Raw genomic sequence first — 25,052 nt, forward strand, 5'->3', positions numbered from 1 at the left:
TGACTGACGACTTGTTTTAAAATCGGGCCGCCAGCAGCAGGTCTAAATCCTTGAAGCGCATGTTGAACTTCCGGGCAATGTAGGCGTTGGTAAGCGTTCCCTTATGACTATAAACACCTTTCATAAACCAACGGTTCGCATACATCATCTGTTCAATGCCGCCAGTCGTGCCCGTTTCAAGCAGAAAGGGCAGAAATATATTACTCAGAGCCATGCTGGCCGTGTAGGCTACACGAGCGGCTATATTCGGGACGCAGTAATGGATGACGCCCATATGCTTGTAGGCTGGGTCTTTGTGCGTCGTCATGCGCGAGGTTTCGAAGTTGCCACCCTGGTCAATCGATACGTCGATGATCACCGAATCGGGTTTCATCCGGCCAACCATTTCTTCTGTTACCACAATTGGGCTCAGGCCATCATCGGCCCGCATGGCGCCAATCACCACGTCGGCTCGCTGAATCGCTTCTGCCATCGTATCGGAGTCGATAATGGATGTGTAAACGTGCTGGCCAACCGCGTATTTAAGCCGCTGAAGTTTATACAGATGCCTGTCGAATACTTTTACGTCAGACCCCATGCCAAGGGCGGTACGAATGGCGTACTCCGTTACGGTGCCGGCACCGAGCATTACCACTTTTGTGGGAGGAACCCCCGTGATGCCACCCAGAATAATACCCCGGCCGTTATCGGCATTACTCAGGTATTCGCCTGCAATCAGCATGACCGTACTCCCCGCAATCTCGCTCATTGATCGGATAATGGGCAAGCCGCCACTCTGATCTTCAATGTATTCGTACCCGAAACACGTAAGATTCTTCTCGTTGATTTTTTCGAAATATGCCCGATCATGAGAGGGCAGATTCAGAGCCGAAATAACCGTACTTCCTGATTTTACGTGTTCGAACTCGCCGTCCACCAGGGGTTCTACTTTAAGAATAAGATTGGCGTCATACACTTCCTGGGGCGATGGGGCAATCTGGGCGCCAGCTTCACTATATTCATTATCAGGAAACTTGGCTTTCTCGCCCGCGCCTTTCTCAACGATTACGTTGTGGCCGTTACGTACCAGAATTGATACGGCTTCGGGCGTGAGTGCAATCCGGTTTTCCTGAAGTGATACTTCTTTGGGTAAACCGATGAGCAGGCTATTTCGGCTGGTTTTCACCGCCAGCGGAGCTTCTTTTGGGTACAGGGCCGTTTGTTTGGCCAATTCCTCAAATCCAGTCACTTGTGATAGGTTTGTGGTTTCCGGTTTTCAGTTCGCAGTTGGCTGACGCGTTAGCATTTTCTGCGTCAGCCAACCGTGAACTAAAAACCGTAAACTATGAAACTGAGTTAGTTTCTACCGTCCGACTACCCGCTGAATCTGCGGATAGGTAAACCTGATAGTACGTAGCTGGCCATAGCGACGTGATGCGCTCCGGCCATTCAATGAAACAGTAATCGCCTGAGTCGAAATATTCTTCAATACCAATATCCAGCGCTTCGATTTCATTTCGAAGCCGGTAGCAGTCGAAGTGATAAACCGAGTGGCCTTCGTGGGTGGTATATTCGTTTACAATCGAGAACGTTGGGCTTTGTACGGTGCTAACCACGCCCAGCGCTCTACAGAGCGCTTTGATAAGTGTAGTTTTCCCCGCCCCCATGTCGCCCTCGAATAGCCATACCGATTGATGACGGCCTTCGGCCAGTAATTGGTGCGCTACGGCATTGAGGTCATTGAGTTCGTGAATAACCAGCTTCATGGGCGTGTTACGTTAACAGCCCGCAAAGATACATATTTTTAGGAGGTCCACTTCGTTCGCATGGGGCGGGTGAGCAATCGGTTCGCTTCGGCGTCGTTATCAAATTTTTCGGTGCCCGGATTCCAGCGAAGTGGGCGACCGAGTTGATAAGCAATATTGCCGAGTGAGCAGACCGACGCCGTACGATGACCTACTTCCACATCGCAAATGGGATTCTTACGACTTTTGATGGCATCCAGAAAGTCTTTGTAATGGTTGTCACTGAAGTAAACAGGTTGGCCCACGCCGGCGGACTGGTTGCCATGTTTTTCGCCTTCGCCGATGACCTTGTCTTTTAACGTATCGGGCGTAGTTGTCAGGTTACCACGGCTTACTTTTGCTTCACCTTCGGTACCGATAAACTGGCAAAATTGCGGACCATCGACAGGATTGTGGTGCATTTCGACCCCGTTGGCGTAACGATAGACTAGCCCTTTGCCGTTCTGCTCCGGGGTTAATTCTGTGGGGCCGGAATTGTCCATGTCCAGTCCCCATTGAGCAATATCGAACATATGAGCGCCCCAGTCGGTCATGCCGCCCCCACCAAAATCGCGGATGTCGCGCCATTTTCCCCAGAACGAAGCGCCAAGAACGGGATCAAGTACATTATTATAAGGTCGTTCAACTACATTGGGTCCCAGCCAGGCGTCCCAGTTTAGGCCAGCGGGAATCGGTTCGGCTGTCAGATCGAAGTCGTGCGGAGGACCGCCCACGTTTACATTTACGGTTTTTATCTGCCCGATATACCCGTTACGTACCAATTCGACCGCCTGCCGAAATTCTTTCCACGAGCGTTGCATGCTACCCGTTTGAAACACACGCTTATACTTCCGGGTAGCGTTCACCATATCGCGCCCTTCCTGAATGGTGAGCGACAGCGGTTTCTCACAGTAAATGTCTTTTCCTGCTTTGGCCGCAGCGATGGCAATGGCGCTGTGCCAATGGTCGGGCGTGGCAATCACGACAGCATCGACATCTTTATTGTTGAGCAATTTTCGATAATCATCATAGAGCAAACAACCATTGTAAGAGGTCTTTTCGGCTTTGTCGGCATAAAATTTATTTACGGCTTCGGAGAACGCCGTTACTTTAGGCTGATCCACATCGCAGATGGCCATAATGCGGGCATCGTTTTTCAGAAACTGATTCCGTAAGCCGCCACTTTGCTTACCGAGACCAATGAAACCTATAGAAATTTGATCACTGGGTGCCAGATAACCACGCCCCAGCACATGGCGTGGAACAATATAGAAAGCGGATAGACCAGCCGCTTGCTTTAAGAATGTCCGGCGGTTTGGCTGAGCCAATGAGTCGTGCATGAGCGTAGTGATTTAAAGAACAAAAAGTGGGCAACAACCAAGCTTTACTTGTCTGTTGCCCACCGTAATTAATAGAACTTCCCGAAAGCTTCAAGCTTTCGGGAAGTTGATCAACGTAATCCGATTTAATTGTAGCCCGGATTCTGCGTTAGTGTTGCCGTGCTGCCTTTTTTGCTATTAAAGATTTCCTGAATTGGAATCGGGAAATACTCATGTTTGCCTTTGGTGAACGTAACACCTTTCAGGTAAGTCCGTTTTGTGGGTACAGATTCGCCCACGTAGTAGGTATTAAGTACCTGATCCGCAATGCCCCAGCGGACAAGGTCGAACCGGCGGTGGCCTTCCATGCCAAACTCCAGGCGCTCCTCAAATTGCACAGCTTTGCGTGCCAGATCTCTATCTGTCCAGGAAGCCGTGTACTCGCTGATGACGTAATTTGCAGCTGCTTTGCCATCCGCCGTTTTGACAAACCCATCTGGATTAGCAGCCCGTTTCCGAATCTGATTAACATACCCACGCGCTTTATTCAGGTCGCCAATTTCTACTTCGATTTCAGCTAACCACAACAACACGTGGCTATACCGAATCATTCGGTAGTTGTTGGCATTCAGGCGGGGGTTACCGGCAAAGGTGTTCGTGCCAACGTCAGACTTATACATGACGTGCTTTTTCGGCGAAAATGGACCGCCATACGACTGATCGCGAACGTAGTTTTTGCCAGGGTGAACGCCCCAGTCTAAATACGGAATTCCACGACGGCCAACCGTCCAGTCTAAACGCGGATCGACGGGTCCGGCATAAGGGGTAAAAGCAGCTGTCGATTCGATCCCCTGATCGCTGGTAACATCCGTGGCATTGAACGTATCCATTAACGGCAGACCAGTTACGTCCGTTCTGAATGAATTCACCAGGTTCTGCGATGGCTGGAAGAAGCCGCAGCAAGTCGTAACGCCACCACCACCATACGGATAGTTTAGCGTAGAGCCAATATTGCCGTTTTCTCCGCCCGATGCCCCATCGTTGACCGAATACTGCACCTCAAAAATGGATTCAGCATTGTTGTTGGTCACCGCCTTGAAATTGTCATGATACCTGTCTGCCAGTCTGTACTGACCGCTGGCTACGACGGCTTCGAGTAAGGGTTTTGCTTCGGCGTATTTTTTCTGGAAAAGATACGCTTTCCCCATTTCAGCGGCAGCCGCCCATTTGGTAGGTCGACCAACCTGCGACTGTTTGGCTGGCAGAATGTCATAAGCCGCCTTCAGATCGGCCATAATATTAGGCCAGATGTCGACATTGTTCGGCAATTTCGTGCTTTCCAGATCGTTCGGGTTATATATTTTTTCGTCGATGTAGGGGACCATATTGAACATTTTCTTGAGCTCAAAATGGTAATGACCACGCAAAAACCTAGCTTCGGCATTGACCTGTGCCTTCTCCGCATCAGTCATGTCTTTGGCAGCAGCCATAGCCTGTAATACGTCGTTAGACCGAGCGATCCCGTCGTACATACCCCGCCATTTGCCCCGGAAATATATATTGTCGGACTGAATATTGTTTTGCTCGATTAGGGAGATATTCGGCTGGTCGCCAGCAATCGTGCCTTTGTAAGCATCGTCGGAGGCTACGCTGCCATATACCCAGTTATCGGCACCGACATTGTAGGAGCGGTAGGCGCCTTCGGGTGTTGCCCAGCCATCCAGCAGCGAATAAGCGCCAATGAGCAGCGAGTTAACGCCCGCTTTGTTCTGCAATACCGTAACGGCTAAGGCGGCTTTAGGCTGCACATCCAGGAACTTGTCAGAACAGGACGTCGCCACTGCCAGACAAACTGTTGTTATAAAAATGGTTGTTTTTTTCATGATGATGTTTTTATGTATGGTGTAGGCTATATGATGTATATTCAAGAAGTAATACATCCAATATCATACATCATATGTCTTACATTAGAAGCTTAAATTCAGACCTATCAATATCGTTTTAGCGACTGGATACGAGCCGCCATCTACGCCGATCTGACGGTCGTTACCCGCCGAATAGGCTCGCAGGTTAACCTCAGGGTCCATGCCCGAATACTTCGTAATCGTGAACAGGTTTTGGGCCTGAATGTAGACCGACGTAGCCCCCATCTTCAATTTCGACAGCAGGACCTGTGGCAATTGGTACGTCAACTGGATGTTCTTCATGCGGAAGTACGAACCACTTTCGAGGTAGTAGGTTGACGGCTGAATGCTAACCTGATCGGCCGACCGAAGCTGGGGCAGAATGGCATCGGTTGCACCGGGACGCCACGACTGATACAACATGCGCGTGCTGCGGTTGCCGCCGAATGTTGGGAAGTCGGTCCAGTATTTGGTATAGTTGAAAATTTGGTTGCCCTGAACACCCTGCCCGAATATTGTCAGCCCGAAGTTTTTGTAATTCAGACTCAGGTTTATCCCATAATTGAATTTTGGGTGCGGACTGCCAATGATACTCAGGTCCTGGGAGTTGATTACACCGTCGCCATTTGTGTCGTGGAATTTGAACCGACCCGCTACGTTTTCCGGGTTGTTGGCCGTACCAGCGGCTTTATCGCCAAACTGCGGTACGTAGGCTTTTGCTTCTTCGTTCGACTGGAAAATTCCGTCGATGGTGTAACCGAAAAACGAGGCCAGCGGATAATTCTGCTGCGTAACAACGAAGTTCTGAATCCGCTCATCATTGATACCGAAATACTGTGTGCTGGGATCGCCGGTTGTTTTGGTCACTACGTTCCGATACGTACTGAAATTGACGCCAACGTTATAGGTCAGGCCACCGCCACCAATTTTATCGCCATAGTTAATCATCAGGTCAACACCCCGGTTGCGCATCGAGCCGATATTCTGGAAAGGAGCTGTTGCGACGCCCTGCGTCAGAGCTGGTTGGACGGGGAACAGCATGTCCGACGTAGTACGGGTGTACCAGTCGAACCCAACCGTCAGGCGATTTTTGAGCAGGCTGGCATCGAAGCCGATGTTCAGGCTGGTCGTTGTTTCCCATTTGGCTCTAGCGTTACCAAACTGAGTCAGTTCATAACCCGGTACAGCTGACGTGCGTGTGCCATTGATGTCGTAGAACGATGTAATTGGGTTGGTGCTGAACTGAGTGAACGAGTTATAGTTACCAATCTCCTGGTTACCGGTTTGCCCGTAACCCACCCGGAATTTCAGATCATCGACAATCGTGAGAGGCTTGAAAAAATTCTCTTTCGAGATACGCCAGCCTGCGCTCGCTGCCGGAAATACCGCTGACCGGAACTCAGGCGCAAAGCGGGATGAACGATCCCGACGGACCGTCAGATCAAGCAGGTATTTATCGTCCAGCCCATAGTTAAGTTTGGCAAACTCGGAAGCTAGCCGCCAGTTCGATGCCCCACCATTGTTGGTTTGCACACCCGTACCCGCACTGAGGTAACGGTTTTCAATATCATCTACCGCGAAGTTAGTACGGGAAGCATCAAAGAATTCAAAGTAGTTTTTGATCGACTCCGTACCCACAATCACATTAAAACGATGTCGATCGCCGAGGGCCAGATTATACGTTAGGGTGTTGTACCACGTCCATGTCCAGCCATAGTTATTGCTGGTTGCCAGGCTGTTAGAGCCACGGGCTTCCGATGCTTCGATGTTCCGAATCGAGTAATTACGGTAGTTATAGGTATTGTAGTCAATCCCGAAGCTTGTGCGGGCCGTCAGATTGGGCAGAATATCTACTTCGGCAAAAGCATTCCCAAACAAGCGAACCTCAATCTCTTTGTTATCCTTGTTGCGGTACAAATCGGCCATTGGGTTGAAAGCGTTGTCGAGGTCGCCACCGCGTGTGCCGGCAAAATTGCCCGCTACGTCGTAAACCGGAATAATCGGTTGAATCCGGTAAGCAAATGAAATGGGGTTGCTCTCGGCATTGTTTCCATTGGGCTGACCGATACGTTCGCCATAAGCCACCTGGAAATTCTGACCCACGCGAATGCGCTTGTTGACATTAAATTCCGTGTTAGCACGTAGCGAATACCGTTTGTAGCCCGTATACTTCATGATACCATCCTGGTTGAAGTAGTTGAGCGACATGGCATAGCGTCCATTTTCACTGCCGCCCGAAACCCCTAACTGGTGGTTCTGAATGGGGGCAGTCCGGAAAATTTCTTCCATCCAGTCCGTGCCTGTTTTATTAGCTTTGGTGATCAGCAGGAAGTTTGGGGAGTTAATGTCATTGTTGTAGTTGACATACGTACCGTCCGGGTTTTGGGCAACGCGTGGATCACTGGCTGATGCACCACTGGGTAAAACGTAATCAGGAATTACGGGTGTTGGCCCATTCCCAAACTGCGAGTGCACCGGATTTCCGTTAGCTCCTACAACACCCGAGTTTTTGCGCGATTCCCAGATGAGATTAGCGTATTCCTGCGTGTTGAGCATATCCAGTAATTTACCATGCCGTTGGGAACCATAATACGTATCGTACGTAAATTTGGGCTTGCCCGCTTTGCCTTTTTTGGTCGTGATGATGACAACGCCGTTACCCGCCCGTGAGCCGTAAATTGATGCTGACGACGCATCCTTTAGTACTTGCAGGTTCTCGATGTCGCCCAAGTTAAGAGTGTTCAGGTTGCCTTTGGTTGGCACACCGTCGATGACATAAAGCGGGGAATTGTCATTGATCGTACCGAAACCACGGATACGTACCATGACGCCACCACCCGGTGCGTTTTCATTCCCGACTGTTACGCCCGCCACGCGACCCTGCAGGGCCTGCCCAACGTTCGTGGCCGGAACCGACAGTAATTGCTTGGTGTCTACCGTAGCAACGGCCCCGGTAATGTCGCGTTTGGCCTGAGAACCATAACCGGTCACGACCACTTCGCTCAGCGTTTTGATGTCGGGAACGAGCGTAATCGTGAGGGCAGTTCGATTACCGATAGTGACCTCCTGCGATGCGTAGCCGATTGCCGAAATGGTCAGTACATCACGACCAGCAGCGACATTCAGCGAAAACTGCCCGTTGGCATCGGTAACAACGCCAGCTTGTGTACCCTTCACGACGACATTGGCTCCGGGTAGCGCATTATTATCGTTTCCGTCTGTAATTCGACCGGTTATTTTTCGGTCCTGAGCGAGTGCCATCGTACACATCAACCAGCTTAATAGGAGAAGTGGTAATTGTCGGTAGGCTTGTTGTAAAGCTTTGTTCATCATGGATGGGGGAGAATTAAGTAACAGTGTAATATTAAGTATTAATGCTTAAAGTAAAGCACTCCGGCGTTCTAACTGTATTTTTACTTATATTATGAATAAATTGACAAAAAAGAAGAAATATCCAGTCTCGTTGAAAAATTAATATGATAATTTGATGATATAATTTATTCCTATTGGTTTTTCAATAGTAGATAATCAATATAGCATCCGTATTTCCCTTAAGCATTAATGTCAAATTGCCGATGAGTAAAAGAAATAGGAGGGGGATAAAGCAGTAAAGTGGTAGATAAGATTGGATAGAGTAACCTAAAAAAGGCGCCGAATAAGAATCCGGCGCCTTTTTTATGGATATAAGGTGTTGATTTCTAGGTTACAAGCACCTATAGCCTAGCAGGACGTAATGGATTTAAAAAGAATGTTTCCTGCTTATGTCGTTCGCACGACTAACTGTTTGTAGGAGCAATGATCAAATTAGCAGGTAACTACATCAACCTGTGATTGGCAGCACTTCCACGGTTCAACCAATTGCCCTTCATTCGGCACAAAGTCGGATGAATCTATCCACATCCATTTAACCAGTAAACACAATGAAAATCAATCACAGTTTCGACCACTACAAAACGCTTTTTGTAGCAACTGTCTGCCTTTTGTCGGCCTCATCCATTCAGGCACAGACGTTTACGGGTCAAGCAGATCTATCTGCCTCGCCCACCAGCTTCGAGGCCGTAGTTTATCCGGTTGCTAGCAGCCCTACTACGATCCGAATCAACTTTAATAACCGAACGAACGGTGCTGTTCGGGTAGTTATTCGGGGTGAGAATGGGAAACCTGTGTATGAAGAATTCGAGTCGATCGCTCTTTACCGCCGACGGTTCGATTTTGCATCAATGCCTGCTGGAACCTACACGATCGAACTCAGTAAAAAGAACGATCTCTTTACTCAAACGTTTTCGATCGAGCCACCAACAACGAGCCATATTACGATGACCAGCCAGCCAGTCCGCAAAACCCCCGAAACAACCGTGGAGAAAAAGTTGATTGTCAGCCAATAACGGGACGTAGTGAATAGGCATAAAAAAAGCACCAGACTTAAGTCTGGTGCTTTTTTTATGATCGAAAACGCTGAGGAAAATCTAGGCGCTTTTTTTCGTGGTCTTGGCTGATTTCGTGGTCTTTTTGGTAGAGCTCTTTTTTGCTCCACCGCCATCCAATGAGTTAATCCACACGGCTAACTTGGTAGCATCTTCCTTAGGTACCTGTTTCATGGGAGCCATTGGGGGGTAGCCAGGCCAGTGGGCCGGAATAGGATTATAAATCAGATTTACAATTTCTTCAGTGGAATACTTTTTCTTGGCTACGTCTGCATAAGCTGGGCCCACTAATCGCTGATTCGGACGGTGGCAGGCAATACAGGTATATTTCGTCATCAGCGTATTCATTTCCTCTGGAATGTCGGCTGGTGCCTGAGCGTTAGCATCAATGGAGGCTACGGCCAGCGCAGCCGAAGCGATGAGAATGCCAAAAGTTTTTTTCATGAGCTAGGTAAGCGAAAAAATGGACTGACTGATTAATAATTGGTTAATAGGCAACCTCGCAAAAATAGATGGTTTCGGACGATAACCCAATTTTGGCTTCTGTTTTTCCTATTAAACAAAACATTAGACAGTTGTTCCTTAAAAACGTTTAAAATTGGCAAAACAAAATAATATGCAACCGCTCGATCGCTTTTCCGGCCACGCCAATCTCTACGCTCAATACCGCATTGACTACCCGGCTGACCTATATGATTTTGTGCTTTCTTTCGCAACAGATCGGCAAACGGCCTGGGATTGTGCAACGGGCAACGGGCAGGTGGCGGGCGCACTGGCTGATTTTTTTGCGCAGGTAGAAGCTACAGACATCAGCGAAACGCAACTCATTCTGGCGATTAAAAAGCCAAATGTTACTTACCAGATCAGCACCGCTGAGCAATCGCCCTTTGCCGACAATACGTTCGATCTCATTACCGTAGCGCAGGCATTGCACTGGTTTGATGTGGCCGCCTTTCATCAGGAGGTTCGGCGGGTTGCTAAACCGGGCGCCGTGATTGCCGAATGGGGCTACGGTTTAGTTCAACTCGGGGCTGACCTTGATCCAATCATGCTGGATTTCTACCGCAACCGGATCGGACCGTACTGGGACCCGCAGCGTGCCTACATTGATGATGCCTATGCTACGTTGCCATTTCCATTCGCCGATCCGCAACGAGCTGAATTTACCGCCCGCCGGACCTGGTCGCTGGAGCGATTTTTAAATTACCTCAGAACCTGGTCAGCCGTTCGGCAGTACATCCACGAAAACGAAGAAGACCCTATAATTGGGCTGGGAGAGGAGCTTGCACCTACTTGGGGCGATGACGAACGCGAAGTAAATTTCCCGGTTTTTTTACGGGTGGGGCGGGTTTGACTACCACTGGTTTCTCGACTTCTCGTAATCAGACAAGATTCTTCTTAGAACTTTATCCGGTAGTTGTAGATAGTCGATTTAACCTTACACATTAAAATGAAATGTTCGTTTGTAAAACCTGTTACCCGAAATTGAGTAATAGGTACGTTATTCAATGTGCCATTTGCATATAATAAGTCCGATTCAAAAACTACAAAATTTAATTTGAAAATAGAATCAAACTGTGATTTAGTAAATTGAAAAGCATTGCTCGACATCTCCATTTTTTCGATACAGGTAAACGTCGTTTTTTCCTTGAGTTTAGCTCTAAATTCCTGGGCATTTAAGGACATCGTTGTATAAGATATACCTGATACGTTCATGGCGGCAGTCCTGTTTGCTAAAACTATGTATATACCGCCCGTAGAGTCTATTTGGGTAGTGTGGATCAGGTTGCCACCGCTCATGGCACATTGCATTTTTAGTTTACGAAATAACCGCTTCTTGGCTATTCCCATACTACCCAGTATAGCACCAGCAAGTGCGCCTGCGGGATTAACCGAAACACTTCCCTCCATCTCAGCATTCACGGTGCCGACCTGACGAAAATTCCGTACTTCACTCGCTGCACGAGTCATTGAGACATTTTCCCAATCATCAGGACCAATTACTTTATTGTAAGTTGGTGGTTCAGAAAACATCTGAATTTGTCCAGATCTGGAGATAATCTTCTGCACCGTGTTTTTATGAATACTGGTTATAAGGGCTTCATTTAGTTGGGTAAATTTTACAGAGTCTATTGTTATCTCATGCACAATACAGATAATTTTTTCTGTATTTGTATAAATGGTATCGCTTTGGGAAAAACATGCATAGGTAGCGTGTAATATTAAGAAAATTACTAGTAAAATATGCTTCATCTAAAGGTAGATTTTATGCACGCAAATTGTGCTTTGTATGTAGTGTAAATGAGCTAAAGATATAAATCAGGTGCCAAATATATACATTTGTTTGGCGCTAGGCATCCCAAATGACACGTATCACTTTGCCGTGGACGCCAATCGTCTGGAAAAATTCCAGCCAGTGTAGTTGCTGCGGGCCGAGGTGATCGGTGGGAGATTTAACTTCGACAAAATCGTACTGGCCCTGTTCATTCCAGATCAGCAGATCGGGGAAGCCACGCGTGTGTTCGCGGAGGTTACGAGCCATTTCGAGCAGAATCAATCGCAACTGATCAACATCCAGTAGTTCGATCATTCGCTGCACGAGCGTTAATAACTCATCAGACCAGTCGACCAGTACGTTCGTGATACCGTATTTGGCATTGAACATTCGGCCTGTATGCCTTCGCCACTCATCTTTTGTGATAAGTTCGGCTAGCCGCTTTTTGAGTAGATCTTCCCGCTTGACGTAAAAATCGGGCAGGTAAAAATCCGATGGAGCACGTTGCAGCGGATGGTGAATTGCCGATACGTTGGCGTCGTAAATAATATCCCAGAACACAAGCCCAAACAGACCGCGCCAGGGATAATTCTCTGTAAAAGCCGCATCGTAGTCATTCTCCAGGTAATAATTCATGACCCCCGCTTCGACGTGATGCCGATAGGCCGCCGGAATGTTAACGCTGTCGGCATCCAGCAAAAAGCGGGTTGTCGCTTTGCGGGTACGTTTCTTTTCACCTACACTCAGAATTTTCTCCCGGAAATCGGTGGCGAAATAACGTTCCTCAGCATTTAGTGGGTTCACCGCAATTTCGTCGCAGAGAGCAAGGGCTTCCTCTACAGAACCGTTTTTGAACAGCAACCGAACACGCCGTTCGCGGGCCGGCACACGGTCCGAAAGTTCGTAAACCGACAGGGCCTGCTCGGGCAATTTCTGCCGTTCCAGGTAAGCGCCCACCCGAACGACCAATTTCTGATAGGCTGGAATCGCAATTTCGGTGAGTTCAGGGCGGGTTTCGTTCCAGTTCAAAAACCAGTTGTAAATATCTTCGGCGGGTGTTTCAGCTTCTTTGAGGTCGTAGAATTCTTCGCTCGTGAGCGAAATCAGCAGTTTATCCTCCACCTCTTTCCGGGTTCGGAAACGGGCCGTTAACTTACTCTCGTCGTAGCGTTCAAAATTAACCATGCCCAGATCGCGAACCACAAACTCGGTCATGCTACCGCCCCGATTGCCGAAAAACAGGTATTTTACCATCATACCCTCGGCCTCGAAGTTCATTTTCGTGACCGTTTCGCGGGTGGTCAGGCTGGTAACTATCTCGCCGAAATCGAGTTCATTGAGTGCATAACGGACTACGCCCTCTTTTTTTTCTTTGTTTAACGGTCGGATTTCTTCGGGTTCCAGAGGCAGTAAGTCGAGTAGTTCGGGTTTGGTAAAAACGCTCAATGCGGCTTCACCAACTATAGCATGCTGGGCCGATAGTCGCTCAATAAATCCCGTTGTAATTAATTCATCAGCCGCTGCCGTTACGTCACTTATTTCAGCATACTGTAGTTTGTTGATACGAAAAAAGAGTCCTTTGCGGTTACTGAACCGTACATATAGGCATTGGGCATCGAGCGAAAGAGCCTCGAATCGACGCACGAAATCCCATTCGGCCTCATTCAGAAGATTACCATAAAGCCGTTTGACAAAGTCCAGTACGTAGCGGAAATTGTCGAGGTAATAGCGGGGAGTAAGGATAAGTTTCTGTCGTCCAACCATACTGTAGTGCGGGCGGAAACCCGCAACACGTTTATGAAATTTACGGGTTTCCACCCGCATTACATAACAAAAAAACAGCCATTTATGTCCCCGAACGACATACTGAATGAACTAGGTAAACAAGGTATTTTACGCGCCGATCAGCCGACAGAAATCGCTGAAATCGAGCGAAAAAGACCCTTTTCACTGCATTGGGAACTCCGGTCGATGCTTTATATTGGCATTTTGCTGTTGAGTACCGGGCTGGGCTTATTGGTCTACGATAATTTCGATCGAATTGGCCACGGCGCGTTACTGGCAACCATTGCGACAGGTTGTGCAGGCTGCTTTGTGTTTGCCTGGCGTTACCGGCCGGAGTGGACCATGGTGCAGGCCAAAAGCCGCTCGACATTTGGCGATTACGCTCTGATTATGGCCTGTCTGTTGTTTCTTACGCTGGAAGGCTATGCGCAATATGCCTATACCATTTTTGGAAATCGCTACGGTTTGGTAACCCTGCTGCCAGCTGTGCTGTTTGTGCCATTAGCGTATCGTTTCGACCATCGGGGTGTGTTGGGTATGGCATTGACCGCGCTTATCTCGTGGGTAGGCTTAACCGTTCGGCCGCTTGAATTGTATTTCAAGACTAACTTTTTTGAGCGGGAAACAGTATTTTCTGCCGTTATTCTGGCATTGATTCTGATTGGTCTGGCGTTCGTGCTGGAGCGGCAACGTATCAAAGCACACTTTACTTATACCTACCTCACCATCGCCGGAAATCTGCTGATGGTGGCCTTGTTGGGCGGCCTGTTCAATTTCGATGACCTCCGAATCGGGTTCGCACTTGGACTGGCGGCAACGTGTGTTACGTTCGACCAATACGCCCGCCGAATGCGCAAAAACCCAACCACGGCTGATGGGTCATTTCTGTTTCTTCTGATGAGCGTAGTGTACGGATACATTGGTGTTACGTACCTGTTTTTTCATTACCTCCGTCCAAAAGGCGACGATGCCTATTACTGGTATTTCATTCTGACCGGCATTGCCCTGGTTTATTATCTGATGAGTCAGTTACCTAAAGGAAACAGAACGAATGAAAGCCTATAACGAGCAGTGGATTTATAACCGCGAAATTCTTGGGCAGGCAGCGCGCTGGCATCGTCAACGGTTGTTGACGGATGAACAACTGGTTGCGGTGCAGAAAGCCTATCCGGTGGAGTTTCGGCAGACAAACGGCTTTATTGAAATTGGGTTATTTCTGTTTACGGCGGTTGCCATTCTGGCTTGTTACTTGCTACCGGCCAGCATTTTTTCGACCTTGCTGAGCGACCAGACCACTTATGGTATTTTCAACATAGTGTTTGGTATTGGCGTGGGCATTGTGGGGCATGTCCTAATCAACCGACGGCTTCTGTACCGGAATGGTATTGATAACGCCTTTGTCGTTACGTTGACCGGCTTTCTGGCTTTCGGATTGAACCAGCTTTTTCCGAATGGTCTTTCTCTGGCTACGCATTGTTTAATTACATTGCCCTTATTGCTTCTGGTGCTCTGGTATTATGGCGATACGTTGATTGCCTTCTTTACACTAGCTACGCTGTATACTTATGTTTTTGATAGCATATTGAAGGTGAGTGGAGGGAAAAATATGCTTCCATTTGTAATGATGGGCATTTCTCTGTTGATTTATACCGCGACAAAACAAATCATTAATCGAAATCCGAAACAGCTCTACTACGCTGATCCGCTGAATCTGGCGCAGTGGATTTCGCTGATTGTTCTGGCTGCCAGTGGTAATTATTACGTAGTGCGGGAGCTAAATGGTGTCCTGCTAAAAACGTCCATACTTCGAAGCCACGCTGCGGTCGCACCGGAAATTAGCCTGGCGTGGCTATTCTGGTTGCTTACCTTTCTGATTCCAACTATCTATTTGTGGCAAGGCGTAGCGAAGAGAAATCGGATGCTGATTATTCTCGGTATGCTGGGATTAATTGCCGCTTTTATGACGGTACACGAATATCATGCGCTGGTGCCGCTCAACGTAGCACTAACTATTGGTGGATTGGTGCTGATTGGCCTTTCCATTCTGGGCATTCAGTATTTGCGGACGGCAACGGCGGATCGTTCAACCAGCAGCTTTACCGACGATCCTGACGACGATTCGCCCAATGAGTTTTTTACGAATGCGGCATCTGTCGTAGCGATTCAGGCAGCAGGTACTACGTCGCCCGCACCACGAGACGATGTTCGATTTGGTGGAGGGGAGTTTGGCGGTGCCGGGAGCGAAGGGAAGTATTGAGATCATCGCGTTCGTGTCTGCCAAAAAAGCCCTAAGTTTGGCCCCGCAAACCAACGACCATACGCAGTCGCATGAAAACCCTGGATTCATACAATTTTGCCGGTAAGAAAGCCCTCGTTCGGGTAGATTTCAACGTACCGCTCGACAGAGAGTACAACATCACTGACGACACTCGTATCAAAGCCACCATTCCAACCGTCCTAAAAATCGTAAACGACGGTGGGTCGGCTATTCTGATGTCACACCTCGGTCGGCCGAAGGGTGGTCCCGAAGAAAAGTATTCCCTCAAACACCTCTTGCCCGCGCTGGAAAAAGCGTTCGGTCGCGAAGTGAAATTTGCTGACGACTGCATTGGACAATCCGCTACTGATCTGGCTGCCAGCCTGAAACCGGGCGAGATTCTGTTGCTCGAAAACCTGCGTTTCTACAAAGAAGAAGAGAAAGGGGACGTAGCATTCGCCGAAAAATTAGCCAAACTCGGTGATGTTTGGGTAAACGATGCCTTCGGAACGGCACACCGCGCTCACGCCAGCACGGCCGTTATGGGGCAGTTCTTGACGGATCGTGTTGCTGGCTACGTGATGCAGGCAGAGTTAGACAACGCTAAAAAGATTCTGGAAGAAGCGCAACGGCCTTTTACGGCTATTATGGGCGGAGCCAAAATCTCGGACAAAATCCTGATCATCGAAAAACTCCTCGACAATGTCGACAATCTCATTATTGGGGGCGGGATGACCTATACGTTTACTAAAGCGAAGGGTGGCCAAATCGGTAACTCGCTGCTCGAAGCCGATAAGCAGGAACTAGCGCTTGAACTGCTGAAAAAAGCTGAGGAAAAAGGGGTTAACATTTATATGCCGCTTGACAACCTCTGTGCCGACGATTTCTCAAATGATGCGAATCGGAAGGTTGTGCCTACAGGACAAATTCCTGATGGCTGGCAGGGGCTTGACATTGGTCCTGAAACCATCAAGCTGTTTAGTGATGTCGTTTCCAAGTCTAAAACTATTCTCTGGAATGGTCCAATGGGCGTTTTTGAGTTCGAGAATTTCGCTCACGGTACCAATGCCATTGCCGAAGCGGTGGTGAAAGCAACCGAAGAAAATGGCGCGTTCTCGCTTATTGGCGGGGGCGACTCAGCGTCGGCCATCAACCAGGCTGGCTATGGCGACCGCGTTAGCTACGTATCAACGGGCGGTGGTGCTTTGCTGGAATATATGGAAGGTAAAGTGCTGCCAGGAGTAGCAGCACTGGAATAACTGCCAAAATTTGTCACAGAAATGTAAAGGCTGTTCGGGATTGTCAATTATAATTAATAGCTTGACAATCCCGAACAGCCTTTACATTCTCTACCTATTCTTAGTCTTTCTTAAACTAAAACAGCTTTCAGAATCTGATCCAGAATCAGTCGACCGTCGGTATTGCCGAGAACAGGATCGGCCGCACGCTCAGGGTGTGGCATCATGCCAAAAACGTTTTTGCCCAGGTTGGTTACGCCTGCAATATTCTCTAAACTACCATTCGGATTTGAGGCATCCGTAATCGCTCCTGTTTCGTCGCAGTAGCGAAAGAGTACCTGACCGTTATCGTTCATTTCGTTGAGCGTATCGCTGTCCGCAAAGTAACGACCTTCGCCGTGAGCCATCGGAATTTTGTAGGCAGGGCGGTCCAATCCGGCGGTCAACAGAGCGTCGGGCGATTGGGGGGTCAGGTAAATGTTTTTGCAGATATACTGCTGGTTTGAATTACGCAGCAACACGCCCGGTACGAGCCGAGCCTCGGCCAGCACCTGGAATCCATTACAGATACCCATCAGATACCCACCCCTATTTGCATGGGCGATAACTTCGTTCATAATGGGTGAGAATCGGGCGACAGCCCCCGTGCGGAGGTAGTCGCCGTAGGAGAAGCCACCGGGTAGAATAATGAAGTCGCACCCTTGAAGGTCGTGGTCTTTATGCCAGAGTTTTACGACCTTCTGGTCCATCAGTTCCAGCGTATCGACTGCGTCCTGATCGCAGTTAGAGCCGGGGAAAACAACAACGCCAAATTTCATAGCGAGTGAAGAGCTAAATCAGATTGATACACAAAGGTAACATTTCGAACGCTACTTCTACGCTTCTACTCCCTTCTTCTGCCGTTATCAATAGACGTCTATAAGGCAAAATTGCTATAGTGGAGCGGTATAATGACAGCCTTGCCAATAGAATTCGGCAAAAGCTGTCAGAAATTTGCCTGGAAAGGATAGAGGAGAGGAATTACTAAATATAGTAAACAACTTGCGTATCAAATTATACCTCTTAGAATCCATTATTAGATTTTATGCGTATATAGCTGATAATGTGAAGATTTTGACGATCTGCAGTGTCGTGAAAGTAGACTATAGCTGGTGTTAACGGGGAATAAGTGTATTCCTTCTGCTATTAGTATGATTTTTTTTATTGAGCGGATTGCTTGATTACATCAGGTGTTATAAGCATATTTGTATCTACAGCAAAAGTATAGGCGACTTTTTAAGTAGTTAAGATTATAGCATAAGTTTACTAGTTCCTCTTTAAATACACAAAAACGATCCAGATGTATGAAAATTGTTAAGCGGAGAAACCGCCAGATGACCATGGAGCGTATTCTGCGCGCTATGGGCGACGTAATGGCCGAGCGAGGTACTGAGAAGGCTGGCATTAATGCCGTTGCCGAACGTGCTGGCGTAAACAAGGTGCTTATTTATCGCTATTTTGGTGGATGGAACGGATTGCTCGAAGCTTACGTGCAACGTGGTTTTTTCCTGTCAATGTTTAACGAAAAGTATCTGGATTCTGTACCGGATAATTTGACTCCCGAAGCCCGGAGCAAAGCCTGGTCAGATTATACGATTCAATTCATGAACGAGTTTCGTGACAGAAAAGCCTCGCAGGAGTTGATTCGCTGGGAGATGTCGAATGGGGAAACCGAGTTGGCCCGTCGGCTGGCCGATTTTCGTGACCAATCCTACAAAAATATGGTGTCTAAACTGGCACCTAATACTGATTTTGATCCAATCGCTATCAACAGTCTAATGACGGCAGCCGTCACTAACCTGGTGCTTACCAGTACCCAGCGGGATCACATTGGCGATATTGATCTTCGCTCCGATGCTGGCTGGGAGCGCCTGGAGAAGGCTATTCGTCGGATATATTCCAGCTTGAATACTGCGCTCGAAGTTGAACAGACGAAGAAAGCAGAAATCGCTTGATTAAGAAAAGTGAGTTAGTCAGCTAAAATCGTTTCTGTTGCTTAAGCTGGCTAACTCACTGTCCAGTGCCCGGTCAGGACTGATTATTTATTCATTAGCTCCTCAATCTCAGCGGCTTCCAGTGGAATATTTGCCATCAGGTCTACATTGCCCGATTCGGTAATCAGTACGTTGTTTTCCAGCCGGATGCCCAGTTTTTCTTCCCGAATATAAATCCCCGGTTCGACGGTAAATACCATGCCCGGCTCCATTTTACGGTATTTGTTGCCAACATCGTGAACGTCGAGACCCAAAAAGTGCGACGTGCCGTGCATGAAATACTTTTTGTATAAAGGAGCATCCGGGTCCTGCTTCTCCACCTCAGTTTTGTCTAGCAGGCCTAATCCAATCAGTTCCGATTCCATTACTTTGCCTACTTCGCGGTGGTAATCATCCCAAAGGTTGCCCGGACGTAGCATTTGTGTGGCTTCCTTCATAACACGTAGTACCGCGTCGTAAACAGCCCGCTGACGTTCCGTAAATCGACCATTAACGGGTATCGATCGAGTCATATCCGCATTATAGTTGGCGTACTCGGCCCCAATGTCCAGCAGAATTACGTCGCCATCCTGACACTGTTGACTGTTGTCAATGTAATGGAGCACGCAGGCATTAGCCCCCGACGCGATAATTGGGCTATAAGCCGCTCCCCGTGACCGATTCCTAAGGTATTCATGCATCATCTCGGCCTCAATTTCGTACTCCCAAACGCCGGGTTTGATGAAGCCAAGCAGCCGCCGGAACATCTTGTCGGTAATGTCGATGGCAGTCTGGATAAGGGGGATCTCCTGCGGTCGTTTAATGGCCCGGAGATAGTGCATCAATGGAGCTAGTCGCTCTAGCTGATGTAATGGATATTTCTGCCGGAACTCATTGATATAGCGGGCATCGCGGGTTTGTACCTCGATGCCTGCACGAGTATGCTCGTTGGTATTCAGATACACGTGCTCAGCCTCGAAGATCACCTGCATAAAAATCTGCTCAAACTGGCTGTTCCAGTAAATCTGCTTTTGGGGAATGCCCGTTACCTGCTCGGCTTCGGCCTTTGTCAGTTTGTGCCCTTCCCAAATTTCGATAAGCTCACTGGTTTCGCGTAAAAAAAGAAGTTCACGAAATTTAGGGTCCGGATGCTCGGGAAAAAGTACCAGTTGTGTTTCTTCCTGATCGACACCCGTTAGATAGAAAAGGTCGCTATTTTGCCGGAATCCCATAGTGCCATCGGCATTGGTAGGCATAATATCGTTCGCATTCAGAATGACTAATGACTTAGGTTTCAGCAGACTAACGAGCCGCTGGCGGTTTTTAACAAATAGCTGACTGTCGATTGGTAAATAACGCATATATCGGGCCGTTGGGGCTAAGTTTCTGATTAATTTTGCAAAGAAAACCAAAAGCTATAATAGTTTCCGGGCGTTTTTGTGTTTAATATACTACGTGGTCTTTCAGCCAAAGGCCCAACCCGTTTTCTTCCTGAACGAATTATGACGTTTCGACTGATCATGTTCTTTTGCCTGCTGTCGCTATCCACGCAGGCCCAACTCAACGTAGTACGTCCTCAACCGAACGTATCGAATGGAATCCAGCCCATGCAGTCGGGCACTAAATATTGGGTTTTGTTACGTGATAAAGATCAGGCATCGGCGCCCGCTTTGTCCCAACAATCGATCAATCAGCGGAAAACTCAGAATCTTCCACTGGATGCTACCGATCAGCCGGTTTCTGCTACGTACCTGAAGCAACTCAACGAGGCCGGTGTTAAACCCGTTTGTCAGTCGCGCTGGCTCAATGCGGTATCGGCAAAGCTAACCGCTCAGCAATATGCACAGGTTGCCGCCATGTCCTTTGTGAAAGAAATTCGGGCCATAGATCCGGCTATTGTCATTACGTCGCTCAACTTGCCGGTAAACCCTCAGCTGGCTCCTGTAATGACCCAGATTCAGGCGTCCGACTTTGCGCAGGCGGGTCTGACGGGTCGTTTTGTGAATATTGGCGTGATCGATGCCGGATTTTTTGGTGCCGACTCGGCCAACGCGCTCAAACATATATTTGCCCGAGATGGCGTGAAGCAGATACGTGATTATGTGAATGAAAAAAAGACGCACAATAACCTGCTCCGGACACTGGAGACCATGTCGGATTTTCATGGTACGGAAGTATTGGCGGCCATTGCCGGTAACGACCCTACCGATCATATTCAATATGGACTGGCTACCGATGCAAGTTTCTACCTCGCTCGATCTGATCAGGGAAACCGCGAATATCGGGGCGAAGAAGATAATTGGGTGGCGGCTATGGAATGGATGGATAGCCTTGGCGTTCGGCTTATCAATACGTCGCTGGGGTATGCCAGAGGCATGAGTAATCCCAAAGATAATTATGAGCCCAGCCAGATGGATGGGCATACGAGTCTTATCAGTCGAGCCGCGCAGATTGCCGCCGACAAAAAAGGTATTCTGATCATCGTGTCGGCAGGAAACGAGGGCGACGACCGTTCGTGGCGCATCATCAGCACCCCCGCTGATGCAGAGGGTGTATTAGCCATTGGCGCTACCAACGCCAAACTCTGGAATCGTATCGGGTACAGCAGCATCGGTCCTGAAAGTCTACCGTATTTGAAACCCAATGTATCGTGTTTTTCGCTGTATGGGACGTCGTTGTCGGCACCGGTCATTACGGGTTTTGCGGCTTGTGTGATGCAGGCGAATCCGAAGTTGACCAACAAACAGGTGATGCAGATTATCGAAAAATCCTCGCATCTGTATCCGTATGGCAATAACTTTATTGGTTATGGGGTTCCACAGGCGTCGCGGGCCATTGCGTTGCTCCGAAATCAGGAACTACCCGCGACAAACCGATTGGTGAAAGCATCAGGCAAAACCTTTACCCTGGCTGTGGAGACGAGCGAGACATCCGTATCGGTCTTTCACAAAAAAGACGCGACGCACGTATTACAGCAGGAAGCCACCAAAGTTGCAGGGGGCAAGTTGATCTTGCATCGAGCCGCCGATGAAAAACAGACAACGGTCGATCTGAAAAAAGAAGTGATTGAGGTCGTTTGGGAATAGAAATGAAGGAAAATTAATTTCGACCTCATACCGGCTTTACCTGGCGGCTGTAGGTTTGCTTCCGTAATCAACAGTAAACAACAATTGACTATGGAACTTCAAGCAAAATTAACCACCGCCGTTTTAGTCGCGACTCTTCTGGCCGCTCCCCTTATTAAGGCTCAGAATCAATCTGCGGCTGATGCATCCGCTCCCGCTGTAGCCATGACGCCACCTGGTCCGGATGGACCTCGCGGCCCACACGCAGGTGGTCCTGACCGAGGTGGACGTCAGGGAGAGAGGCATCAGCCGGGCCAACCAGGCCGCCCAGACGAAGGTCGTCGTGGTCTGACCTCCTTAACCACGGTTTCTGGAACTGTAGGGCAGTGGGTTAGTAACGATGATGCAATTCTCGACGGCTTCACGTTTACCGGAACGACCAATGCACCGACAACCGTAAAATTTCCACCGCATCTGGGCCAGCAGGTTCAGAAAGCGATCAAACCGGGGAGTAGCATTAGCGTAACGGGCTTCACTGACACAAACCCACAAGGTGAGTCGACGTTTAGGATGGTTAGCCTGACGGCTGGTAAAAGCGTTATTACCGACACGCCCCCGGCGGCACCGACAACCACTCCACCCACTCCAACACTCACAACCGTATCGGGTAAAATCAGCGATTATCGGCTGGGTCGCGATGGTCGGGTCAACGGCCTCGTGCTCGATGACAAAACGATTGTCCGTATTCCTCCGCACGTAGCGTATCAGCTCACAAATCTGGCTACCAAAGGCAGTGCCGTTACGGTGCAGGGCTATGCGAAAAACCTCCGTGACGGACAGGTTCAATTGGAGAAAACAAACATCCTGAATGCGTCGGTGTTGACCATCAACGGCCAGCAATACCTGGTTCGGTAACTAGATAGTGAAAGAGCGAATGAGTGAAATCGGACCACCGAAGCGGAGTGGTTAGCTCAGCGTTTCACTCATTCATTCTTTCGCTCATTCACTCTTTAAGCATCGTGAAAATCCTGATTATTGAAGATGAACGTAAGCTGGCTCGGTTTATCAAGCAGGGACTGGAGCAGCATGGCCATGTTGCCGACCTGGCTCACTCCGGGTCGGAAGGTCTCGATCATGTTGCCGGAGGGCTGTATGACCTTGTGCTGCTCGATTTGATGCTGCCTGGACAAACGGGCTTTGAAGTGCTTCAGAATCTTCGGGCCTTTGGTCTGTCGGTGCCCGTCATGATCCTGTCGGCGCTCAGTGATCCCGAAAAAGTGGTGCAGGGGCTGGATCTTGGCGCGGTCGATTATCTACGCAAGCCGTTTGATTTCAGTGAGTTGTTGGCCCGGATTCGCGTGTTGCAACGGCGTACTGATACCAGTGATAACATCGTTTTGCGTGTCGCCGATCTGGAAATGAGGCTTGTCTCCCACAACGTAGTAAAAGCCGGTACTACGTTGGAGCTGACCAATCGGGAGTTCGCGTTGCTTGAATTGCTCATGCGCCGGGCGGGACATGTCGTGACAAAAAACGAGATCGCGGAGAAAATCTGGGAGGTTGACTACGATATGGGTAGTAATGTCATCGAAGTCCACATCTATCAGGTCCGAAAAAAAATTGACGCTGTCGGGACAACGGGATTGATCGAAACGCTTATCGGGCGGGGCTACCGGCTCAAAACGGTATGAGTCTGCGTAGTCGGATTGTGCTGGCCGTAACGGCTGTGTTTGCAACGGTCAGTCTGCTGGCGGGCTGGCTAATGCTGGGCCGTGCTGAAAAAAGTTTGCAAACTGCCTTCGACCGGGCTGTTCAGACGCGGGCCGAGTGGTTGCTATCGCTGGTGAGTATGGACCCGGTGATACTACCCTTACCCACAGAAACGGAGCGCATGCAGGTAACCTACAACAGCTATGGAAGCATTCGGGAACTCTTCCGCAGTCCTGGTTTCCCTGAAAAAATCAACAGTGAACAGTCCAGCGACCAACATCAGCGTTCGTATCGGTTTATTACAGTGCAAACCACGCGCGACCAGTTGGCCAATGGTCAGGTTAGCCTTACACTGGCCGTACCTGACTGGAGCTTACGGCAGGATGCCAGCCAGTTACGCTGGGTCTTTGGACTAGGCTGGTTACTCAGTTTAGTGATGGCGTTTGCGGGTGGATACGTAGTAGCCGGTTTATTATTAAAGCCTATTCAACGTATTGTCAATCAGGCCAATCGAATTGATAGCGCATCCGTAATCGAACCAATTTCGCTGCCAGATTCCCGTGATGAACTTTATCAATTGACCGATACGCTGAACCGAATGCTGGCCCGGATTCGGGAAAGCGCTGAACAGCAGCGAAATTTTTTCGGGGCAGCGGCCCACGAACTTCGAACGCCCCTGGCCGTCATGAAAACGGGTCTGGAAGTAACCTTGGGTAGTGGTCAGGTAGACGGCCGGACGACACCATTTCTGATTGGACAACTCGATGAAGTAAGCCGCCTAAATCGCCTGCTCGATGAATTTCTGACACTTAGTCGGCCCGATAGTGCCGCTCCGTCGCTCAACATAGTGTCAGTCGATCTAGCTGAACTCATTAAAAAATGCTTAAATAAGCTAGAAATTCTTTCCACTGACTATGATGTAACGACCCGGTTTGATGATTCGAATATGGTAAGCCAAACTTTTCAGACAGACGTACTAAAACTGGAGCATATTCTGCTGAACTTAATCGAAAACGCTATTAAATACGCTGTTTCGGGGAGCGTCGTTAGTGTGCAGTTACACTATTTTGACAGCTGGACAGTTCGTGTGCAGAACCAGACAGTTCGTGAAACAGGCCCAACGCTCAATTTGATGCAACCCTATTTTCAGGCTGATCCGCTCAAAGAAGGGCATGGGCTTGGCTTGTGGATCAGTCATCGGTTAACAAGGCTACTCGGTGGAGAGTTAAGTCTCAACTGGCAGAACTTCACGTTTACCAGTACGTTACGTTTCACAACAACGTCGACGCATTAATTTTTC

General features: G+C 48.7%; 20 protein-coding genes. 10 read left to right on the top strand and 10 right to left on the bottom strand.

From position 1 onward, the window contains the following. Positions 1-16 precede the first annotated feature (16 nt). The 5 genes from BM202_RS05745 to BM202_RS05765 form a co-directional block, all read right to left on the bottom strand. On the bottom strand, positions 17-1,228 hold the full coding sequence (locus tag BM202_RS05745) for an alanine dehydrogenase (protein WP_093823931.1): 1,212 nt from the start codon (positions 1,226-1,228) through the stop codon (positions 17-19). Between the two features lie 94 nt (positions 1,229-1,322). After that, on the bottom strand, positions 1,323-1,745 hold the full coding sequence (tsaE, locus tag BM202_RS05750; RefSeq protein ID WP_093823933.1) for a tRNA (adenosine(37)-N6)-threonylcarbamoyltransferase complex ATPase subunit type 1 TsaE: 423 nt from the start codon (positions 1,743-1,745) through the stop codon (positions 1,323-1,325). A gap of 38 nt (positions 1,746-1,783) precedes the next feature. After that, positions 1,784-3,103 (bottom strand): Gfo/Idh/MocA family protein, encoded by a 1,320-nt coding sequence (locus tag BM202_RS05755; protein ID WP_093823935.1) that lies wholly within the window; start codon positions 3,101-3,103, stop codon positions 1,784-1,786. 125 nt (positions 3,104-3,228) lie between these two features. After that, positions 3,229-4,965 (bottom strand): RagB/SusD family nutrient uptake outer membrane protein, encoded by a 1,737-nt coding sequence (locus BM202_RS05760; RefSeq protein WP_093823937.1) that lies wholly within the window; start codon positions 4,963-4,965, stop codon positions 3,229-3,231. An 84-nt stretch (positions 4,966-5,049) separates the two neighbouring features. Beyond that, positions 5,050-8,316 (bottom strand): SusC/RagA family TonB-linked outer membrane protein, encoded by a 3,267-nt coding sequence (locus tag BM202_RS05765; RefSeq protein ID WP_093825123.1) that lies wholly within the window; start codon positions 8,314-8,316, stop codon positions 5,050-5,052. A 590-nt stretch (positions 8,317-8,906) separates the two neighbouring features. Between BM202_RS05765 and BM202_RS05770 the strand changes: the two genes are divergently transcribed. Then, a complete protein-coding gene (locus BM202_RS05770; protein ID WP_093823939.1) occupies positions 8,907-9,371 on the top strand; it encodes a hypothetical protein in 465 nt (154 codons plus the stop codon). Positions 9,372-9,452: 81 nt separating this feature from the next. Here the strand turns inward: BM202_RS05770 and BM202_RS05775 are convergent, their stop codons facing one another. Then, positions 9,453-9,854: a c-type cytochrome gene (locus BM202_RS05775; RefSeq protein ID WP_093823941.1), complete on the bottom strand. Its 402-nt coding sequence runs from the start codon at positions 9,852-9,854 to the stop codon at positions 9,453-9,455. A gap of 172 nt (positions 9,855-10,026) precedes the next feature. Here BM202_RS05775 and BM202_RS05780 point away from each other — a divergent pair, with 172 nt between their 5' ends. Next, positions 10,027-10,764: a class I SAM-dependent methyltransferase gene (locus BM202_RS05780; protein ID WP_093823942.1), complete on the top strand. Its 738-nt coding sequence runs from the start codon at positions 10,027-10,029 to the stop codon at positions 10,762-10,764. 44 nt (positions 10,765-10,808) lie between these two features. On the opposite strand, the gene BM202_RS05785 is transcribed toward BM202_RS05780, so the two are convergent. Continuing rightward, on the bottom strand, positions 10,809-11,663 hold the full coding sequence (locus BM202_RS05785; RefSeq protein WP_093823944.1) for a hypothetical protein: 855 nt from the start codon (positions 11,661-11,663) through the stop codon (positions 10,809-10,811). Between the two features lie 97 nt (positions 11,664-11,760). Continuing rightward, positions 11,761-13,449 (bottom strand): VRR-NUC domain-containing protein, encoded by a 1,689-nt coding sequence (locus BM202_RS05790; protein WP_093823946.1) that lies wholly within the window; start codon positions 13,447-13,449, stop codon positions 11,761-11,763. Between the two features lie 84 nt (positions 13,450-13,533). On the opposite strand from BM202_RS05790, the gene BM202_RS05795 reads away from it, so the two are divergent. The 3 genes from BM202_RS05795 (at position 13,534) to BM202_RS05805 (ending at position 16,986) form a co-directional block, all read left to right on the top strand. Continuing rightward, positions 13,534-14,535 carry a DUF2157 domain-containing protein gene (locus BM202_RS05795; RefSeq protein ID WP_093825125.1) on the top strand — a complete coding sequence of 334 codons (1,002 nt, stop codon included), beginning with the start codon at positions 13,534-13,536 and terminating at the stop codon, positions 14,533-14,535. After that, positions 14,522-15,727, top strand: coding sequence for a hypothetical protein (locus BM202_RS05800; RefSeq protein WP_093823948.1), 1,206 nt, complete (start codon positions 14,522-14,524; stop codon positions 15,725-15,727). Before BM202_RS05795 ends, BM202_RS05800 begins: the two co-directional genes overlap by 14 nt. 71 nt (positions 15,728-15,798) lie before the next feature. Next, entirely contained in the window at positions 15,799-16,986 is a 1,188-nt protein-coding gene (locus BM202_RS05805; RefSeq protein WP_093823950.1) for a phosphoglycerate kinase, read from the top strand. A gap of 110 nt (positions 16,987-17,096) precedes the next feature. Here BM202_RS05805 and purQ read toward each other — a convergent pair whose 3' ends face one another. Then, on the bottom strand, positions 17,097-17,783 hold the full coding sequence (gene purQ, locus BM202_RS05810; RefSeq protein WP_093823952.1) for a phosphoribosylformylglycinamidine synthase subunit PurQ: 687 nt from the start codon (positions 17,781-17,783) through the stop codon (positions 17,097-17,099). A gap of 525 nt (positions 17,784-18,308) precedes the next feature. On the opposite strand from purQ, the gene BM202_RS05815 reads away from it, so the two are divergent. Next, entirely contained in the window at positions 18,309-18,959 is a 651-nt protein-coding gene (locus tag BM202_RS05815) for a TetR/AcrR family transcriptional regulator (RefSeq protein ID WP_245776538.1), read from the top strand. A gap of 83 nt (positions 18,960-19,042) precedes the next feature. On the opposite strand, the gene BM202_RS05820 is transcribed toward BM202_RS05815, so the two are convergent. Then, the gene (locus BM202_RS05820; protein WP_093823953.1) at positions 19,043-20,338 is read right to left on the bottom strand and encodes an aminopeptidase P family protein; all 1,296 of its coding nucleotides are present in this window, start codon (positions 20,336-20,338) and stop codon (positions 19,043-19,045) included. Between the two features lie 246 nt (positions 20,339-20,584). Here BM202_RS05820 and BM202_RS05825 point away from each other — a divergent pair, with 246 nt between their 5' ends. The 4 genes from BM202_RS05825 to BM202_RS05840 all read left to right on the top strand — a co-directional run bounded on the left by BM202_RS05825 (position 20,585) and on the right by BM202_RS05840 (position 25,046). Next, positions 20,585-22,063, top strand: a complete 1,479-nt coding sequence (locus BM202_RS05825; protein WP_394333786.1) for a S8 family serine peptidase — start codon at positions 20,585-20,587, stop codon at positions 22,061-22,063. A gap of 90 nt (positions 22,064-22,153) precedes the next feature. Continuing rightward, entirely contained in the window at positions 22,154-22,957 is an 804-nt protein-coding gene (locus BM202_RS05830; RefSeq protein ID WP_093823956.1) for a hypothetical protein, read from the top strand. A 104-nt stretch (positions 22,958-23,061) separates the two neighbouring features. Then, entirely contained in the window at positions 23,062-23,733 is a 672-nt protein-coding gene (locus tag BM202_RS05835; RefSeq protein ID WP_093825128.1) for a response regulator transcription factor, read from the top strand. Next, positions 23,730-25,046: a sensor histidine kinase gene (locus tag BM202_RS05840; RefSeq protein ID WP_093823959.1), complete on the top strand. Its 1,317-nt coding sequence runs from the start codon at positions 23,730-23,732 to the stop codon at positions 25,044-25,046. Before BM202_RS05835 ends, BM202_RS05840 begins: the two co-directional genes overlap by 4 nt. The last annotated feature ends 6 nt before the right edge of the window (positions 25,047-25,052 follow it).

The organism is Spirosoma endophyticum (genome assembly GCF_900112365.1).
GTDB classification, from domain to species: Bacteria; Bacteroidota; Bacteroidia; order Cytophagales; family Spirosomataceae; genus Spirosoma; species Spirosoma endophyticum.